At 42.2% G+C, this 17,475-nt stretch carries 15 protein-coding genes; 11 read left to right on the forward strand and 4 right to left on the reverse strand.

The window, feature by feature from the left end; all coding sequences use genetic code 11:
* Positions 1–17 precede the first annotated feature (17 nt).
* The 11 genes from D7Y06_RS02565 (at position 18) to gltA (ending at position 14,247) form a co-directional block, all read left to right on the forward strand.
* Positions 18–2,609, forward strand: coding sequence for an ATP-binding response regulator (locus D7Y06_RS02565; protein ID WP_120406269.1), 2,592 nt, complete (start codon positions 18–20; stop codon positions 2,607–2,609).
* A complete protein-coding gene (locus tag D7Y06_RS02570; RefSeq protein ID WP_120406270.1) occupies positions 2,588–3,898 on the forward strand; it encodes an ABC transporter substrate-binding protein in 1,311 nt (436 codons plus the stop codon). The genes D7Y06_RS02565 and D7Y06_RS02570 overlap by 22 nt, the downstream gene beginning before the upstream one ends.
* A gap of 326 nt (positions 3,899–4,224) precedes the next feature.
* On the forward strand, positions 4,225–4,671 hold the full coding sequence (locus D7Y06_RS02575) for a mediterrocin family bacteriocin (protein WP_120406271.1): 447 nt from the start codon (positions 4,225–4,227) through the stop codon (positions 4,669–4,671).
* A gap of 272 nt (positions 4,672–4,943) precedes the next feature.
* A complete protein-coding gene (locus tag D7Y06_RS25600) occupies positions 4,944–6,710 on the forward strand; it encodes a hypothetical protein (RefSeq protein ID WP_158591196.1) in 1,767 nt (588 codons plus the stop codon).
* Positions 6,707–7,315, forward strand: a complete 609-nt coding sequence (locus D7Y06_RS02585) for an ABC transporter ATP-binding protein (RefSeq protein ID WP_120406273.1) — start codon at positions 6,707–6,709, stop codon at positions 7,313–7,315. Before D7Y06_RS25600 ends, D7Y06_RS02585 begins: the two co-directional genes overlap by 4 nt.
* Positions 7,312–7,776, forward strand: coding sequence for a hypothetical protein (locus D7Y06_RS02590; protein ID WP_120406274.1), 465 nt, complete (start codon positions 7,312–7,314; stop codon positions 7,774–7,776). The genes D7Y06_RS02585 and D7Y06_RS02590 overlap by 4 nt, the downstream gene beginning before the upstream one ends.
* Before the next feature lie 263 nt (positions 7,777–8,039).
* On the forward strand, positions 8,040–9,185 hold the full coding sequence (locus tag D7Y06_RS02595) for a GTP-binding protein (RefSeq protein WP_120406275.1): 1,146 nt from the start codon (positions 8,040–8,042) through the stop codon (positions 9,183–9,185).
* Between the two features lie 20 nt (positions 9,186–9,205).
* Positions 9,206–10,147, forward strand: coding sequence for a TIGR03943 family putative permease subunit (locus tag D7Y06_RS02600; protein ID WP_120406276.1), 942 nt, complete (start codon positions 9,206–9,208; stop codon positions 10,145–10,147).
* A 144-nt stretch (positions 10,148–10,291) separates the two neighbouring features.
* On the forward strand, positions 10,292–11,923 hold the full coding sequence (locus D7Y06_RS02605; RefSeq protein ID WP_120406277.1) for an N-acetylmuramoyl-L-alanine amidase: 1,632 nt from the start codon (positions 10,292–10,294) through the stop codon (positions 11,921–11,923).
* A 51-nt stretch (positions 11,924–11,974) separates the two neighbouring features.
* Positions 11,975–12,862: a sulfide/dihydroorotate dehydrogenase-like FAD/NAD-binding protein gene (locus D7Y06_RS02610; protein ID WP_120406278.1), complete on the forward strand. Its 888-nt coding sequence runs from the start codon at positions 11,975–11,977 to the stop codon at positions 12,860–12,862.
* Positions 12,862–14,247: an NADPH-dependent glutamate synthase gene (gene gltA / locus D7Y06_RS02615; protein ID WP_120406279.1), complete on the forward strand. Its 1,386-nt coding sequence runs from the start codon at positions 12,862–12,864 to the stop codon at positions 14,245–14,247. Before D7Y06_RS02610 ends, gltA begins: the two co-directional genes overlap by 1 nt.
* A gap of 60 nt (positions 14,248–14,307) precedes the next feature.
* Here the strand turns inward: gltA and D7Y06_RS02620 are convergent, their stop codons facing one another.
* From D7Y06_RS02620 to D7Y06_RS02635, 4 genes are all read right to left on the reverse strand, one after another.
* Positions 14,308–15,111 carry a hypothetical protein gene (locus tag D7Y06_RS02620; RefSeq protein WP_120406280.1) on the reverse strand — a complete coding sequence of 268 codons (804 nt, stop codon included), beginning with the start codon at positions 15,109–15,111 and terminating at the stop codon, positions 14,308–14,310.
* Positions 15,105–15,803, reverse strand: coding sequence for an ABC transporter ATP-binding protein (locus D7Y06_RS02625; RefSeq protein ID WP_120406281.1), 699 nt, complete (start codon positions 15,801–15,803; stop codon positions 15,105–15,107). The genes D7Y06_RS02620 and D7Y06_RS02625 overlap by 7 nt, the downstream gene beginning before the upstream one ends.
* A 2-nt stretch (positions 15,804–15,805) precedes the next feature.
* On the reverse strand, positions 15,806–16,174 hold the full coding sequence (locus D7Y06_RS02630; protein ID WP_120406282.1) for a GntR family transcriptional regulator: 369 nt from the start codon (positions 16,172–16,174) through the stop codon (positions 15,806–15,808).
* A 79-nt stretch (positions 16,175–16,253) separates the two neighbouring features.
* The gene (locus D7Y06_RS02635; RefSeq protein WP_120406283.1) at positions 16,254–17,348 is read right to left on the reverse strand and encodes a pyridoxal phosphate-dependent aminotransferase; all 1,095 of its coding nucleotides are present in this window, start codon (positions 17,346–17,348) and stop codon (positions 16,254–16,256) included.
* Positions 17,349–17,475 lie beyond the last annotated feature (127 nt).

The raw sequence follows: 17,475 nt of genomic DNA on the forward strand, positions 1-17,475 counted from the left end.
GGAATGGGAGAGTAAGGATGAAACAAAAAAAGAACAGAAGCAGAAAGGACAAAGGAATACATTTGCTTCTTTCTATGATACTTCTATTTAGTGTTTTAGGAGTGATTGTATTTTCCGTTGCACGGAGAATCTCTGCGGACATGTCCGCATCGGCTATTCAGAATCTAAGCGAAAGCCTGGATTTGATAAAATGTACCATAGAGTCCATGTTAAAAAAGGATGCGGAATATCAAAAACTTATGGCGGGGGAAATTGCCCGGGAGGATGATCCAAAAGAATATATTCTCACCTATAAGAAAAGTCCGTCTATGACAAAAATTTCTTATATCCCTGCAGGTGAGGAGAAAGGAATTTCCAATACCGGGGAAATTTTCACTGCGGAAGAGTTGAATTTTTCCTCCCAGGGGACAGCGGAGGGACTGGAAATTTCCCAGTCCTATCTGAATTACATGGGAACATGGGCTTATTCCATGGTGTGCCCTGTGGAGAGGGGTGGGGAAAAAATAGGAATGCTCTATGTGGAATATGTGTATGATTCCCTTGACAAGTCCCTGCCTAAGGGTTTTTACAATCAAAAAGCCATGCTCTATGTGATGGATGCAAGGAGCCAGAAACTTGTGCTAAAACCCAAGGGAATGGGAGAGCGCAGCGCAGGGCATTTGAACTTGGAGGATTTTTACCGGGCAAATGCTATCACGGAACAAAAGCTTAAGGAAGAAGTTTCCCTGTGCATTTCCAATGGGGAGAATATTATGTTCTACCATGATATCCTGGGAAAAAGCGCTTTAAATTATATGTGGGCCCTAAACGGGGGATCGATTTATCTCATCGGTTATGTGCCTGTGGAGGAAATCCAGCAGGAGGGCAGATCGGTAAACCAGAATATCTTCCTTGTGGTCCTCTCCATGCTCATAGCCTTTTTCCTCTGTTTCATTTTGTATTATTTAAATCAGAGACAGCAGGAAAAACTTAGAAGAGAGCGGGAGACGGAACGGGAGATGCACAATAAACAGCTTGCGGAGGCCCTTAAGGCTGCCCAGATTGCAAGTGAGTCCAAGACAACATTTCTCTCCAACATGTCCCATGATATCAGGACCCCTATGAATGCTGTTTTAGGTTTTACCACCCTCCTTGCCATGGATGCGGAAAATCCTGTGAAGGTCAGGGAATACACCAAAAAAATTACGGCTTCCGGCAAGCATCTTTTGAGCCTGATTAACGATGTTTTGGATGTGTCTAAAATTGAGAGCGGAAAAGTGGTTTTAAACTATGAAAAGTTTACCTTAAGTGACCTGGTGTCTTCCGTGGATGCCATTATACGGCCTATGGCCCAGGAAAGGGAACAGCATTTTTATGTGGAGGTAACAGGGGTTGCCCATGAGATTCTTGTGGGGGATGAGACCAGGATAAACCAGATTTTAATTAACCTTCTCTCCAATGCGGTTAAATATACCCAGAGGGGAGGGCGTATCTATTTCCGTATCCTTGGGTTGAAACAGCGCTCTCCCCAGTACGAACATTTTCGGATTGAGGTGGAGGACAACGGTTACGGAATGACGCCGGAATATCTTGAGACGATTTTTGACGCCTTTACCAGAGCGGAAAACAGTACTACCAACAAGGTCCAGGGCACCGGCCTTGGCATGGCTATTACAAAAAACATTGTGGAACTTATGGGGGGAACCATAGAAGTTTCCAGCCAGGTGGATAAGGGGACTGTTTTTCAGGTGGAGTTAGAGTGCAGGATACCGGAAGACAGGGAAGATATGCTTTTCTGGGAAGAAAAAGGGATTACCCGGATTTTTGCTGTGGGGGCGGATGAGGAAATCTGCAGGAATATTGAGATATCTATGAAAGATTTCGGGGTTACTGTGGATACGGTGTCTGGAATTGCCAGAGCCATGGAGTTTTTAAGGGATACGGAAGAGACTTATCAGATTGTCCTTCTGGATTTTGACCTGCCGAATCAGGAGAGTATCCATGGGGCGGAAAAAATCAGGGAACTGCTGCCGGAAATTCCCATTGTATTTCTGGCATCCTGGGATGCAGAGTTTTTAGAGAAAGCCCTTGAGATGGAGAATGGGGAAGTTATGACAAAGCCCTTCTTTGTGTCTGCCTTAAAGGAGAAAGTAAAAAATTTGTTGGAAGGATCAGAGAAAGAGAGTGCGCAGAAAGAGGAGGAGAGTTCCGGCCTGTCAGGCCTTAATTTCCTTGCCGCAGAGGATAATGAGATTAATGCGGAAATTCTAAAGGAAATTTTGGAGATGGAAGGTGCAGGCTGCCAGATTGTGGAAAACGGCCGTCTGGCGGTGGAACGATTTGAAAAATCAGAAAAAGGGGAATTTGATGCAATACTCATGGATGTGCAGATGCCGGTGATGAACGGCTATGAAGCCACCAGAAACATCAGGGCTTTGGACAGGGAGGATGCAGGGGAGATTCCCATTATTGCAATGACCGCCAATGCCTTTGCGGAAGACGAAAAAGCCGCACTGGATGCGGGAATGAATGTCCATGTGGCAAAGCCCATTGACATGGAATTATTAAAAAGGGTTATTAGGGAGCATGTAAAGAAAGGGGATAGGATATGGGGAAGAGAAAGGGAATAGGGCTGGCTGTTTTGCTGCTGGGCCTTTTGGCTCCAAGTATGCTTTCTTCCTGCGGGCTCAAGGAGAAAGAATTTAATCTTATCACCTCCGGGGAGGAAAATGAGAAGGTGGTAAATCTTTTCAGCCCTATGGAAAAGACAGATCCGGGGGTGGAGAATACGGCCAGAAGCGCATCGGATAAAACCGTGATTATGGCGGAGGAGGATCTTGGCATTACAATGGCTTACAGAACCTATACGGCGGAGAATTACCAGGAGAAAACCTACGATGATGTGACTCTTGACAGGGCGAGAAATGATATGGACGATCTGTATCTTTTAAATCCGGATACCATTAAAACTCTTGGGGAGGAGGGAAAGCTTATGGACCTTTCCGGCCTTGACAGCGCAAAAAATCTCAGGGATGTGGTAAAGACGGCAAATACCATAGACGGGAAACTGGTGGCAATTCCCCAGGAGGTGGTGGCCTACGGCCTTTTTATTAATAAAGATATGTTTGATGAGTATAAATTAGAGCTGCCGGAGACGCCGGAGGAATTTTTGGAGTGCTGCAGGGTTTTTAAAGAGAAGGGCATTGAGACGCCGGTGGGGGCAAACCGCTGGTGGCTGGAGACTTTTGTGCTGGCCCAGGCCTATGCAGACCTTTATAACGGGGGAAATACCAAAGAGGAGATAGCGGCGTTAAACAGCGGGGAGAGGAAGTACAGCGACTATATGCGCCCCGGTTTTGAATTTTTACAGGAGATGATTGACAAGGGATACATTGATGCAAAAAAAGCCTATGTGAGCGAGGCCATTGAGGGGGAAGGGGAAGATTTTTTAAACCAGAAGACGCCGATTGTCATGGCCTACTGGGGTGCGGCAAACACGGAGACAGCTTACGGGAAAACGGATTTTAGGATGCTTGTCATCGGATTTCCCAGCAGCCGGGGACAAATGCCTGTTGTGCCAATTACGGGTTTTGGGGTAGGTGTGAACGCAGAGCACAGGGAGGATGCCATGAAGGCTCTGGATGTTATGACCTCCGATCAGGCACTGCAGGTGTACACGGAGACAAATAAGGTGATTTCCCCCTCCAAAAATGTGGAGGGGGACTGTGTTCCCGCATTAAAACCCTTAAATGACAGAATCAAGGAAAATGTTTATGTTCTTGGCTCCAATGCGGGCATGAAGCTGGAGCAGTGGGGAAATACCTGCCTGATTGTGCAGCAGCTCCTAAAGGGTGATACTGTGGATGATTGTATGGCGGAGTTTGACAGGCTTCAGGAAGAAACCTTAAAAAAGAATTAAGAAACAGCCCTGTATTAACAGCAATTTCCACGTATCTGCGGTTTGACAAACTAATTATAACGAAAACATTAAGGCATATTGTTTAAAATTTATATGCTTTATTTTGTCATAAGAGGTATATATTTTGCGGAATATAGTGTTTAGATTACAATAACAAAATGTCGTTCATACAAAAAAATGTCGTTCATACAAGATGTATTGCAAAGTTATACATATAATCATATACTTTTATTGTTTGAAAAATTGCTGGGAAGAGGTGAAGCTATATTTCAAAATTAGAATTGGAAGATTAAGCATCAAACATAAATAATAAAAGGAGATATGAAATGAATCAAAGAGTAAAAACAGGATTTATAATGCTTTTAACAGCAGGGACTGTAATTTGCAGTTCACCATTTAATACTTTTGCGGCATCAAAAACGGCATCAAAAACTCCCGTTGCAACGTCAACAACAGGCACAGTATCAAGAGTGAATCCAAAAGGTGCTGGTGGTATAAAAGGATATATTTATGTTGATAATGGTGAACAAACATTTAAATCTGATTGGAAATTAACGAAATATGGCAAAGATTCTAAATTAACATATGGTTATAATACTGTTTTGATAAACGAAGATTTTGCATGGGCTTATCATTCAAAAAGAGAACATTCTGCCATTGTGAGTAATAAAAGAGGGGCTTTTATGTCTTCAAAAAAGAAAAAAAAGAAAACAGCTAAAATAGAAGTAAGGCATAAAGGAAGTTATATACAATATCAAAATACAGGGTATTAATCTAATTGGAAGAGTAAAATTTGGTTTTTACCAGACTTTACTCTTCTTTATTTATTTTACCGAAAAAGCTTTCGGAATATTTTAAAAGCAATTTAGAGTATTATAAAGTAACGGAGGATATTGTGAAACAAATTAAGTATGTAACGGGTTTTTTATTGTTTCTCCTGGCATTTACTTTTGTAGGAGAAATTTATGTATGGAACTTGGACAGTTTTGAAAGCGAATATAAGTATGTGACGTTTTATATACAGGAAGATACCACAGAATCAGAAATGATGAAAGATATCCAAAAAGAAGCAGAAAAAGAAAAGGTGGAGGTTTTTATTGTAAATTGTGAAGTAACATCTTTATTTTCTGAAAAGTTAGATATTTATGCTACTAGCAAATCTGCTTTTGAATCTCTTGCAAAAAAATCTGATATAAGAGAAGGAAAATTTAAAAGTATTTTTTTGGGAAATGTATATGTTCTATTTCATCCTTGGGAAGAGATACCAGAGATTGGGAAAATAGAGAATTATTATGTGATAGGAAAGGAAGAATGTATCACAAAATTTAAACAGAATCTGGTTGATAAATATGCAGGTGCATTTCCTAAGGAAGGATATCAGGAGATAAACAGCAGGCGATCCATTGGAGTGGTGTGGATTTGTGTTACTTTGTTTTTGTTGCTTTTAACTTTTTATGAGATAGCACAGAAGAAAAAGAATATAGTATTGCGGATTACTATAGGGGAACAAATATTGTATTATGTTTTGAAGCAGATTTTATGGGATATATTGGTGTATAGTGGAATGTTTCTTTTTATCTTAGGAATTTTAAGTATCTATACCAATGCATTTTATCTGAAACAGATTTCAATAATTATTTTTTTGACTTTTTTGGCTGTCAATTCACTGGCATATTTTAGCATGTTATTTACAGATTATAAAAAAGACATTCAGACAAAAGTAAGTGCAAAAAATATTTTAAAGATTAGCTATGTTTTTAAAATGGTGACATCTATTTTTGTCGTGATTCTTATGACAGGATGTATGGAATTAATCTTCCAGGGGATAGACTGTTACAGACAAAGAGATTTTTTTGAGACAAAAAAAGATTACTTTTATGTGGTGGTAGGAGGTGCAGATTTTGAAGAGGATAAGAATTTAATGCAAGCATATTACAGGAATGGGCTTCAGTCAGGAAAAACTGTTTCACTGGTAGATTTAGGGAACTGGGGTACGGAGGTGGAATACATATTTGCAGACAAGGGAGCTTACGATTATTTATCCACTATAATACCAGAAATACAGGGAAAATCATGGGAAGATAGAATGTATTGCTTAGTTCCAAAAGGCTATCAAAGGAAAGCCGGTTTTCTGGAGGATTTAGAAGACATTGGATTTTCTTATTTAGAAATGGAAGAATATGAAATAGTAGAATATGAACGGAACAGGTGGGTGATGGCGATTTCCGATACTGGGCAGGTAAACAGCAGTTTGAAAAAAAATCCGGTAGTTATCTTTAATCCCAGCATTACAAAGGAAGTGCCGATTCAAAATATTCTTTATATAAGTTATGGTACATTGTTTTCTTTTTCTGATGAAGAGTTTGAAAACATTGCATTGGAAAATGATTTTCACGAGCAACATTATAAAACAAATGCCTATGAGACTTATCTTTATACATGGGAAACTACAAAACGTAGTATGATTATGGGTATTTTGTTTTTTATCATTCTTATGTTGCTGGAAGGGCTTGTTTTGAAAAATATATTGAAATACGAATATCAAATAAATGCAAAGGAGTTATTATTAAGTAAAATTCATGGAGATTCTTTTGTATTTCGTCAAAGAAAGGCTATTACTATTTTAATAGGTGGTTGGCTCAGTTTGGCCATTTCTGTTTTATTATGTATTGCCATGAGTTTCTCTTCTACTTTTTATGTTATGGCGGGAGGAATTTTTATTCTAGTAATGGAACATTTATTTGTAGCAGAATATTCTCACAAGTTGGATCATGTAAACATAAGCAAAGTTTTTAAAGGCGGTATATTATGATAGAATTAAACAATGTAAATAAAAAGTATGGAGATAAAGTTTTGTTTTCCAATTATAATCTACACATTGCAAAAGGAGAATTTGTGGTAATTTCAGGGGAAAGCGGCAGTGGAAAAACAACGCTTCTAAATATGATAGGAGCCTTGGAACGTATTGATTCTGGACAGATTACTGTAGAGGGAATTGATATTATGCGAAGAAGGAATCAGTTAAGCTACTATCGGAACACGGTGGGTTTTTTGTTTCAGAACTTTGTTCTTTTGGAAGAGAAAACAGTATATCAAAATCTAAATATGATTCGCAAAGGCAATCGTTCTACGATATCAATTCAGGAAGCACTGGAAAAAGTAGGAATGTCAGATTTTGTAAACGCTAAAGTATATACCCTTTCAGGCGGAGAGCAGCAGAGAATAGCTTTAGCCAGGCTTATGGTGAAAAAATGTGATTTGATTTTGGCGGATGAACCTACAGGTTCATTAGATGAAAAGAATGCTAAAAAGGTAATGTCTATACTAAAACAGATGAATGAGAAGGGAACTACCATTATTCTTGTCACCCACAGCGAAGAATTAAAACAGCAGGGAGGGAGGGTGATTGAATTATGAAGAAAAAGAAAGTAAAAAAAATGTTTATTGCATTTGTAGGGATATTTATTATTATTTATCATGGATGTTGGATTTACAACTTTTTATTGTATACAAAATTTACGGAAGGAATGGAGGAAACCAAAAAATTTTCGTATTATGATGCTTTTGAAGATGGCTATATATATGATGTGATGTTTCCTGCTTATCTCTATTTTACCGGAAATCTTGCTGTATCTGCGAAAGTGGGAGATAATGATATTTCATTATTGATATGGCCTTCCCGATTTAAAAAAACAGAATTTGGGGTTATGCTTCCAGCCGTGGGAAATTCAATTCAAAGTATAATGATTGATAAAAACGGGATTGCCTTAGAGGAATATGAAAAACAAGCAACAGAGGAATACAAGGAAGAAATAGAAAATTTATTTCAAAAAGCTTCTGAGAGATGGGGAGAAGATTTTGACTGTTTGATGGATTAAATACATATAAAAATCACTTTATGGTGAATAGATGGGGGTGTCGCACTGGGTAATTAGTGTGCACCCCCCTTTTTATACGAAAGAAGGCCGGGTCGTATTCTTTAAGATTTTCTTAAAAATAAAAAAACTTATAAAAAGTAAGCGTTTAACAGCAATTTCCACATATCTGCGGTTTGACAAACCTTCTTTTTATGTCTATAATAAAACCGTATGTCCATAAAAAAATCAATATATTAATCAGCAAAAAGAAAGAAGGAGCAGTCATGATAAAAATTGATATTATTTCCGGCTTTTTAGGGGCAGGAAAAACGACTTTTATTAAAAAAATGTTAGATGAAGTATATAGAGATGAAAAAATTGCCCTCATAGAAAATGAGTTTGGAGAAGTGGGGATTGACGGAGGGTTTTTAAAGGATTCCGGCGTGAATATTACAGAGATGAATTCCGGGTGTATCTGCTGTTCCCTGGTGGGGGATTTCGGCAGGAATTTAAATGAGGTGATTTCCACTTACCACCCGGATCGGATTATCATTGAGCCTTCCGGCGTGGGGAAACTTTCGGATGTGATGAAGTCTGTTATCGACATTGAAAAAGAGCAGGACGTAAAGCTAAATGCCCTGGTGACAGTGGTGAATGCAAAAAAGACTTTAAAGCAGATGAAGGCTTTCGGGGAGTTTTTTAATAACCAGATTGAATTTGCCACCACCATTGTCTTAAGCAGGACACAGAATACTTCTTCGGAGCAGTTGGAGCTTTGTGTAAAAAAGATGCAGGAATTAAACGAAAAGGCGGCAATTATCACCACCCCCTGGGACGACATATCCGGGGAGCAGATTTTGAAAGTGGTGGAAGGGCAGGATTCCCTGGAGATGAAAGTATTGGCGGAGGAAGAGCACAGAAGGCATGAGGCGGAGCACCACCATCATGACCACGAAGAGCATGAGCACGGCCACCATCACGGGCACGACCATGAAGAGCATGAGCACGGCCACCATCACGGGCACGACCATGAAGAGCATGAGCACGACCATCATCACGACAGCGAAGAACATGATTACGAACATCACGGCCATGAGCATGAGGGGCACAGCCATGAACATCACCATCACGACCATGGACACCACCATGCGGACGACATCTTTACAAGCTGGGGGAAAGAGACGCCCCGGAAATTCACAAAAGAGCAGATAGAGACAGCGGTTAAAACTTTGGCGGAAACGGAAGAGTACGGTTCTGTTTTGCGGGCAAAGGGCATGGTGGAAAGTACAGAAGGGGGCTGGATTTATTTTGACATGGTTCCCGGGGAGTATGAAATCCGCCAGGGAGAGCCGGATTACACCGGACGTCTCTGCGTGATTGGCACAGATATAAAAGAGCATGAATTAGAGAAGTTATTTGGCATTGCATAAGAGATAGCGGAGGAAATCACATGGAAGAGATACCAGTATATCTGTTTACCGGTTTTATGGACAGCGGCAAGACAAGCCTGATTCGTCAGACCTTATTGGAGGAAAACTTCGGAGACGGGGCAAAAACCCTTTTAATTGTCTGCGAGGACGGGGATGAGGAGTATGATGAGGAGGAACTGAAAGAGGCAAATACAAAAATGCTGATGGTGGAAAAGGAGGAAGATTTTAACGAAACCCTCCTTAAAAACATCAATGTTCAGTATCTTCCGGACCAGGTTTTTATTGAGTACAACGGAACCTGGAAAATGGATAAATTGCTGGAGATGAAGCTGCCAAAAGGGTGGATTTTCGTCCAGTCCTTAGCAACGGTGGACGGCACAACTTTTGACATGTATTTAAGCAATATGCGGGCCATGATTATGGAACAGCTCTTTCGGGCGGATGTTGTAATAATTAACCGCTGTGATGACGATACCCCCAGGGGAAAATTCCGCCGTGCCATTAAAGCGGTGAACCGTCCGGCCCAAATTGTATATGAGAGGGCCGATGGGAGCATTGATGAGAGGGAGGAGGAACTTCCCTTTGACATCAATCAGGATGTGATTGAGATTTCCGATGCGGACTATGCCATTTGGTATATGGATGCCCAGGAAAATTATAAGAAATACGACGGGAAGAAAATTGAATTTTTAGGGTTGGTATACAATCCAGAGAAGATGAAAAAGGGAATTATGGTACCGGGAAGGTTTGCTATGACCTGCTGCATTGAGGATGTACAGTTTTTGGGATTTAAGTGCAAATATGCTGATTCCAAGAGTATTCCCCACAAATCGTGGATAAAGATTCTGGCAGAAATCCGGGTAGAGTTTGCAAAAGAATACAGGGGAAAAGGACCGGTGCTCTATCCCATTTCCATAGAGGAGGCCAAAGAGCCAATGGATGAGTTGGTCTATTTTTCCTGAGGAAGAAGGCAAATGCGAAGCATTTCTTAGGATGCCTTCTGACGATTTAGAGCCACAAGAAATCTTCCCGCAAGCGGGTCCCTTCTTGTGGCAAGTGCCGCCGAACCTAGGGTGAGAGGGGGCGTTACAACATAAGGAGGAAAAATGAAATATATCAGGGAAAAAGACGGAAAACGCATAATTGTGGAAAAGAAAAAGCACACCAGGGTATGGATGATCCAGGCGGTGTTAAAGTGGTCGGTATGTATCAGCGTACTGTGCTTAACGGTTCTTTTGTGCATATTTTTAGATAAAAAGCTGGATGACGGAAAGCTAATGGATAAGATTGTGAGTACTGTGTCCAACATAGAGGAAGGCGATACAGGGGAAAAGGTGCCGGAGACGGAAACCCAGCCCATGATAGAGCCCCATGTGCTTACAGTTTGTTTAGACCCAGGGCATGGAGGCACGGACCCCGGGTGTGATTCTGATGGAAGATTAGAAAAAGATGATACCTGGGCGTTAGCCCAGGCGGTGAAAAAAGAGATGGAAGCCCAAGGAATTAAAGTGGTGATGACAAGGGAGGACAATGACACAAAGGTATTTTTAAAAGAGCGTGTGGCCATTGCCAACAGTTCCGACGCAGATTACTATATCTCCCTTCACAGAAATCTGGGGGACGGATACGGCAATGAGACATGGAAAGCGGCGAATTCCAGCAAAATTGTAGACGACCTTGCCAGCAATGTCCATAATGCGGTGGTGGAAGCGGGAGTTTCCAGGGACAGAGGCATCAAGGCGGGGACAGACACCGGTGAGGATTCCGACTACTATGTGCTGAACAATACGAATATGCCTGCCTGTCTGTTGGAAATCGGATTTATCAATAATGGGGAGGACAATAATCTTTACGACAGCAAAATGGAGGAGTATGCAAAGGCAATCACCCAGGCGGTAAAAGACACCTACTCCGCCTACGGCCCCACCGGCGAGCTTTCCACGGAGGAGTTAGAGAGCACGGAAGAGGGGGGAGACGGCCTCTTTACAGGAATGACTCTGAATAATCCTAAGATTGACAACGTAAGCGCCTTAAGTTCTGAAATTTTAAACTGGGGGCAGGGCAGCAATGTGGATGAGTTTAACCGCCCGGCGGGAACCTTAAGCTATCAGGAGAAATATAAAGATTACTCCGCCGATTTTATTATTCCCACTGCAACCTCAGACAAAAAAATATATCTCACCTTAGACGAAGGGTACGAGTATGGATGCACCCCCTCCATTTTAAGTACCTTAAAAGAAAAAGATGTTAAGGCAGTGTTTTTTGTCACAAAGCCCTATGCGGAGAAAGACCCGGATTTGGTGCGGCAGATTATAGACGACGGGCATATCCTGGGAAACCATTCTGTCACCCATCCCTCTGCAGGGATTCCAAGTCTGTCTTTGGCTGACCAGGAGCAGGAGGTTATGGGAAATCATGAGTTTATCAAGAAGAATTTTAACTATGATATGTTCCTCTTCCGTTTCCCGGCGGGAAAATTCAGCGAGCAGTCTTTGGCCGTGTTAAATAACTGTGGTTACCGCAGCGTGTTCTGGAGTTTTGCATATCTGGACTATGATGTAAACAACCAGCCCAACGAGGCGGAATCCTTACAGAAAATGATAGATAAACTTCATCCTGGGGCAATTTATCTGCTCCACGCAGAGTCCTGGACAAATACTAATGTGCTGGGGCAGTTTATTGACAAGGCAAGGGAGTTAGGATATGAATTTGCATTGTACACGGATATATTACAGTAGATTTTTAAAAGTCTTTTGTAAATAATCATGATAGAAAACAGGAGGAAAGAGATGTACCCAATTTTAAGAAGCGAAAAATTGGCGGATAAGATTTATCTTATGGAGGTCGAGGCGCCAAGAGTAGCAAAAGCATGTGAGCCAGGGCAGTTTGTAATCGTAAAAACAGATGAAGTGGGAGAGCGCATTCCACTTACCATCTGCGATTATGACAGGGAAAAGGGCAGTGTCACCATAGTGATCCAGACCGTAGGGGCATCTACGGAGCGCATGGTAAAATTACAGGCGGGGGAGAACCTGATGGATTTTGTGGGCCCCTTGGGATGTGCCTCTGAGATGATCCACACAGATTTAGAGGAGCTGAAAAAGAAAAAAATCATCTTTATTGCAGGGGGATTGGGAACCGCCCCGGTATATCCCCAGGTAAAATGGTTACATAACCACGGTGTTGACTGTGATGTGATTATGGGCTCTAAGACAAAAGACCTTTTAATCTATGTGGAGGAGATGAAAAAAGTAGCCACAAACCTCTATGTCACTACAGACGACGGCAGCTACGGATTCCACGGCATGGGCACAAATCAGCTGCAGGCTTTGGTAGATGAGGGGAAACACTATGATTTGTGTATCGCCATCGGGCCTATGATTATGATGAAATTCGTCTGCAAGCTCACCAAAGAGCTGGGGATACCCACCATTGTGTCCATGAACCCCATTATGGTGGACGGAACCGGCATGTGCGGCGCCTGCCGTCTTACCGTAGGCGGGGAAGTGAAATTCGCCTGCGTGGACGGGCCGGAGTTTGACGGGCATCTGGTAGATTTTGACCAGGCCATGAAACGCCAGCAGACCTACAAGACAGAGGAAGGAAGAGCTATGTTAAAGCTTGTGGAGGGGGATACTCACCACGGCGGATGCGGACATTGCGGAGGTGACGAATAATGAATATATTGGAAAAAGTGCCGGTGAGGGAGCAGGACCCCAAAGTCCGTGCAAAAAACTTTGAGGAAGTGTGTCTGGGATATAATGAGGAGGAAGCGGTTGCCGAGGCTGAGAGATGCTTAAACTGTAAAAATGCCCAGTGCATCAAGGGATGTCCTGTATCTATCGATATCCCCGCATTTATCAATGAGGTAAAGAACCGTAATTTTGAGAAAGCGTATCAGATTATCAGTGAATCCTCCGCCCTTCCCGCAGTGTGCGGCAGGGTTTGCCCCCAGGAGAGCCAATGTGAGGGAAAATGTATCCGGGGTATTAAGGGAGAGCCGGTATCCATCGGTAAGTTAGAGCGTTTTGTGGCTGACTGGGCAAGGGAGAATGGCATAAAGCCCAAGAAAGCGGAGAAGGTGAACGGACATAAAGTGGCTGTTATCGGTTCCGGCCCTGCAGGCCTTACCTGTGCAGGGGATTTGGCAAAATTAGGCTACGAAGTTACGATTTTTGAGGCCCTTCATGAGCCGGGAGGAGTATTGATTTATGGTATTCCGGAATTCCGTCTGCCCAAAGGGGATGTGGTAGCAAAAGAAGTGGAAAATGTAAAGGCCCTTGGGGTGAAAATCGAGACAAACGTTGTAATCGGAAAATCCACCACCATAGATGAACTTATGGAGGAAGAGGGATTTGAGGCAGTATTTATCGGTTCCGGGGCAGGGCTTCCCCGGTTTATGGGAATCCCTGGGGAGCAGGCCAACGGCGTATTTTCAGCCAACGAGTTTTTAACCAGAAATAACCTGATGAAAGCCTTTAAAGAAGAGTATGACACCCCCATTATGCGGGGAAAGAAAGTGGCTGTTGTGGGAGGCGGAAACGTTGCCATGGATGCGGCCAGAACTGCTTTAAGGTTAGGGGCAGAGGTACATATTGTGTACAGGAGAAGCGAGGAGGAGCTTCCCGCCAGGGTGGAGGAAGTGCATCATGCCAAAGAGGAGGGCATTATCTTTAACCTTCTCACCAATCCTGTGGAAATCCATGTGGATGAGGAAGGCTGGGTAAAGGGCATGACCTGTATTAAAATGGAGCTGGGGGAGCCGGATGAATCCGGACGGCGTTCCCCTGTGGAAATCAAAGGCTCCGAGTTTGACATTGCGCTGGATACGGTGATTATGTCCCTGGGGACTTCTCCAAACCCCTTAATTTCTTCCACCACCAAAGGGCTTGATACAAACAGGAGAAAATGTATTGTGGCAGAGGAAGAAAATGGCGCCACATCTAAACCTGGAGTATTTGCCGGAGGGGACGCTGTGACAGGAGCGGCAACGGTTATTCTTGCCATGGGGGCAGGAAAGGCTGCGGCAAAGGGAATACATGAGTATTTGTCAAATAAATAAATCCTGATATAAAAAAGGAATCTCCCAGGAGAGATTCCTTTTTTATATAGAACACAATATTCATTCTAAATTTAATTTTTTGTCAGTTAGCCAGTAGCACAAGATATAGAACACAATACAAAATACAATGACCTCTATGGTGGACACGGAGAATAGCTGCCGGTAAAACGGGATAAAGGAATCACCTGATATATTTTCAGATATGTGGAAAAGTCTGTCCATGGAAAAAAACTGTGTAAAAAACATAGTAAGGGTTCCCAATATCTGAAGAGCAATGTAAAAGACAAAAAATGTACCAATGGATGCCAGTACCCGGTATTGTCTGAAAAGCTGTCCGATGGCCAGGGAGGCATAAATCATAAGAAGCTGCTCTAAGCACCCCAATATAGTGAGAGAGAAACAGGGGAGCAAGAAGGAGAATAAAAGTTCTTTGAGGAAAGATATATCACTGTCTACGGCCATTTTTCCCCATTCCTGCCCCATTGCAGTGTAAACCAAAGCGATGATGGATAAAGTTGTAAATACGACAGTGACCGTTACCCAGAACAGGGATACAAACACTTTTGTGTTTACAATGCTTCCCGTGGACAGGGGGAGTGTGTGGGTCAAATATCCCTGGCTTTGGTACATCGTCTTGTAGAACCGCACCGTAAAATACACATAGACCACAATAAAAATGGCAAAAAGGGTTAAAATGTAAAGTGTCAGGGAGGCAATGCCAATCAATGCCATAGCAGGGGTTGAGAGAAGACGGCTTCCCAGCATAACCATCCCCAGCAGGGTAAAGACTAAAATTACAAGGTTTAAGGGAATCATCAATTTTCCCGTTTCCTTAAATTCATGTTTCATATATTTTCCTAACATCTGAATACCTCCCGAAACAGTGCGTCTACCGATTTTCCCTGGCCGCTCCTAATATCATCTACAGAAGATATCAGGGAAATTTCACCATGTTTTAAGAAAATCACCTGGTCTAAAATATTTTCAATATCCGCAATTAAGTGGGTGGAAATTAAAATTGTGGCATCCTCCTCATAATTGCTTAAAATAATGTCTAAAATGTAATCCCTGGCTGCCGGGTCCACCCCGGCAATGGGCTCGTCTAACACATAAAGTTTTGCCCTTCGGCTCATTACAAGGATAAGCTGCACCTTTTCCTTTGTACCCTTGGACATGGTATTTAACTTATCCCCGGGGTTAATCCTTAACTTCGAGAGCATGTCATATGCCTTCTTTTCGTCAAAATCTTCATAAAAATCCATGAAGTAGCTGATAATATCCCGAACTTTAAGGTTCATATCCAAATATGTATGGTCAGGAAGATAGGACACAATCTTTTTGCTCTCCACTCCCACAGGGTTCTGATTAATGTAAAGCTCTCCCTGGGTTGGGGTTAAAAGCCCGTTAATCAGCTTTATCAAAGTAGTTTTCCCGCTTCCGTTGGGGCCTAAAAGCCCTACAATGTGGCCGCTTTCAATGGCTAGGTTTACATTCTTAAGGGCGGGCCTGCCGCTGTAGGACTTAAAAAGGCCCTTACATTCTAAAAGTGTACTCATGCTTATTTTTCCCCTTCCAAAATTTCTGTCAGCAAAACTGCTGTCTCCTCATTGCTAATCCCAAGGTTTTCCATGCTCTTTAAAAACTCCTGTATCTTTTCTAAGGCCATATGGGATTTTAACTCCTGTATCATGGCAGTGTCCTCCGTAATATATCTTCCGCTGGTGCGTTTTGCAAATACCACTCCGGTTTTTTCCAGCTCTGAGAGGGCTTTTTGCATAGTGTTGGGATTCACGGCAGCCTGGGCGGCCAAATCCCTTACCGATGGAAGCTTTTCTCCCGGGGCATATTTCCCTGAAATAATGTTTTGGAAAATGATATCCATAATCTGGGAAAAAATAGGGCGGTCACTTGTGAGATTCCATGGCATTTTATCACCTCTTTCCATATTAACTACTGTATTAGATTAATAATACAATATCACATACAGGGAGAAAAGGCAAGACTTTTTACAGGTTTTCCAGCAGGCAGAGGGAAAGCCTGTCGTTATCTTCCGGCATCATAAAGCAAAAACGGATGTATTTCTGGTCTAAAAATGGGAAGGTGGAGCAGTCCCTTATCATCATTCCCCTGCGGATGGCCCGGTCAAATAAGTCCTGGGAATTGATATCGTCTTTCAAGATTTTTGCCAGGAGAAAATTTGCGTTGGGAGGGTAGACTTTAAACATGCCGCTTTCAGCAAATTTTTTATAAATCCGTTTCCGCTCCGCTAAAATTAATTCCCTTGTTTTTTCGATGTATTCCTGGTCTGTAAACATTAATTCCCCTGCAATCACAGCCAGGGAGTTTATAGTCCAAGGATTTTTCCTGGTGTTAATGGCTTTGATTAAATCGTGGTTTCCCGTTACGGCGTAACCAAGCCTAAGTCCCGGGGCTGCGAAGAATTTGGCGGTTCCCCTTAAGATTATAATGTTGTTGTAGTAGTTGGTTAAGGGGATAGATGTGGTGTCCCCTACATTGTCTGCAAATTCCACATAAGTTTCATCCACCATCACAAAAATATCGTACTGCTTGCACACATCTAAAATTCCCCGCATTTCCTTCCTGCTTATGGCGGAGGAAGTGGGGTTGTTGGGGTTGCAGATAACTAAAAGGTCAATGCTCTCGTTTAAGTGCTCTTTAAAATCTTCTAAATCCAGCCTAAAGTCATCTTTTTCCTTTAAGGGATAGTAGTGGGTAGTGCCGCCTCCCAAAAAGATTTCCCGTTCATATTCAGAGTAGGTAGGGCCGATAATCATGGCCTTTTTGGGACGCTCTATCTGAATAAAGAGGGAGATTAACTCCGTGGAGCCGTTTCCCACAATAATATTTTCCGCCTCCGAGCGGACATAATTTGCAATGCAGGTGCGCAGGGAAGTATATTCCCTGTCAGGGTAGGCGGTGATGGCGTCTAAGTGCTGTGACAAAGTGTTTTTTAAGCTGGGGGAGATGCCCAGGGGGTTTACGTTGGCGGAAAAGCTGATAATACTCTCCTTTGGGATTTTATAAACTTCCTCAATTTTTTCCAAATCACTTCCGTGAAAATGGTCTTTGTGTTTAATCATAATAGATACCTCGTTTCTGAAAGATAGCCAGTTTTGCCCTTTGGCACAACTGTCTTAAAAATGTTGAATTTGTACTTTAAATAGTTTATAATTTATAATCATTATAATCATAATCAGTGAAAAAGCA

The sequence above is a fragment of the Roseburia sp. 1XD42-69 genome (assembly GCF_003612565.1).
Taxonomy (GTDB): domain Bacteria; phylum Bacillota; class Clostridia; order Lachnospirales; family Lachnospiraceae; genus Roseburia_B.

Coding starts and splice junctions, on each gene's coding strand:
- D7Y06_RS02575 (WP_120406271.1), top strand. CDS start 4,225: ATGAATCAAAGAGTAAAAACAGGATTTATAATGCTTTTAACAGCAGGG.
- D7Y06_RS02605 (WP_120406277.1), top strand. CDS start 10,292: ATGAAATATATCAGGGAAAAAGACGGAAAACGCATAATTGTGGAAAAG.
- D7Y06_RS02585 (WP_120406273.1), top strand. CDS start 6,707: ATGATAGAATTAAACAATGTAAATAAAAAGTATGGAGATAAAGTTTTG.
- D7Y06_RS02620 (WP_120406280.1), bottom strand. CDS start 15,111: ATGTTAGGAAAATATATGAAACATGAATTTAAGGAAACGGGAAAATTG.
- D7Y06_RS25600 (WP_158591196.1), top strand. CDS start 4,944: ATGATGAAAGATATCCAAAAAGAAGCAGAAAAAGAAAAGGTGGAGGTT.
- gltA (WP_120406279.1), top strand. CDS start 12,862: ATGAATATATTGGAAAAAGTGCCGGTGAGGGAGCAGGACCCCAAAGTC.
- D7Y06_RS02595 (WP_120406275.1), top strand. CDS start 8,040: ATGATAAAAATTGATATTATTTCCGGCTTTTTAGGGGCAGGAAAAACG.
- D7Y06_RS02590 (WP_120406274.1), top strand. CDS start 7,312: ATGAAGAAAAAGAAAGTAAAAAAAATGTTTATTGCATTTGTAGGGATA.
- D7Y06_RS02570 (WP_120406270.1), top strand. CDS start 2,588: ATGGGGAAGAGAAAGGGAATAGGGCTGGCTGTTTTGCTGCTGGGCCTT.
- D7Y06_RS02600 (WP_120406276.1), top strand. CDS start 9,206: ATGGAAGAGATACCAGTATATCTGTTTACCGGTTTTATGGACAGCGGC.
- D7Y06_RS02565 (WP_120406269.1), top strand. CDS start 18: ATGAAACAAAAAAAGAACAGAAGCAGAAAGGACAAAGGAATACATTTG.
- D7Y06_RS02610 (WP_120406278.1), top strand. CDS start 11,975: ATGTACCCAATTTTAAGAAGCGAAAAATTGGCGGATAAGATTTATCTT.
- D7Y06_RS02630 (WP_120406282.1), bottom strand. CDS start 16,174: ATGCCATGGAATCTCACAAGTGACCGCCCTATTTTTTCCCAGATTATG.
- D7Y06_RS02625 (WP_120406281.1), bottom strand. CDS start 15,803: ATGAGTACACTTTTAGAATGTAAGGGCCTTTTTAAGTCCTACAGCGGC.
- D7Y06_RS02635 (WP_120406283.1), bottom strand. CDS start 17,348: ATGATTAAACACAAAGACCATTTTCACGGAAGTGATTTGGAAAAAATT.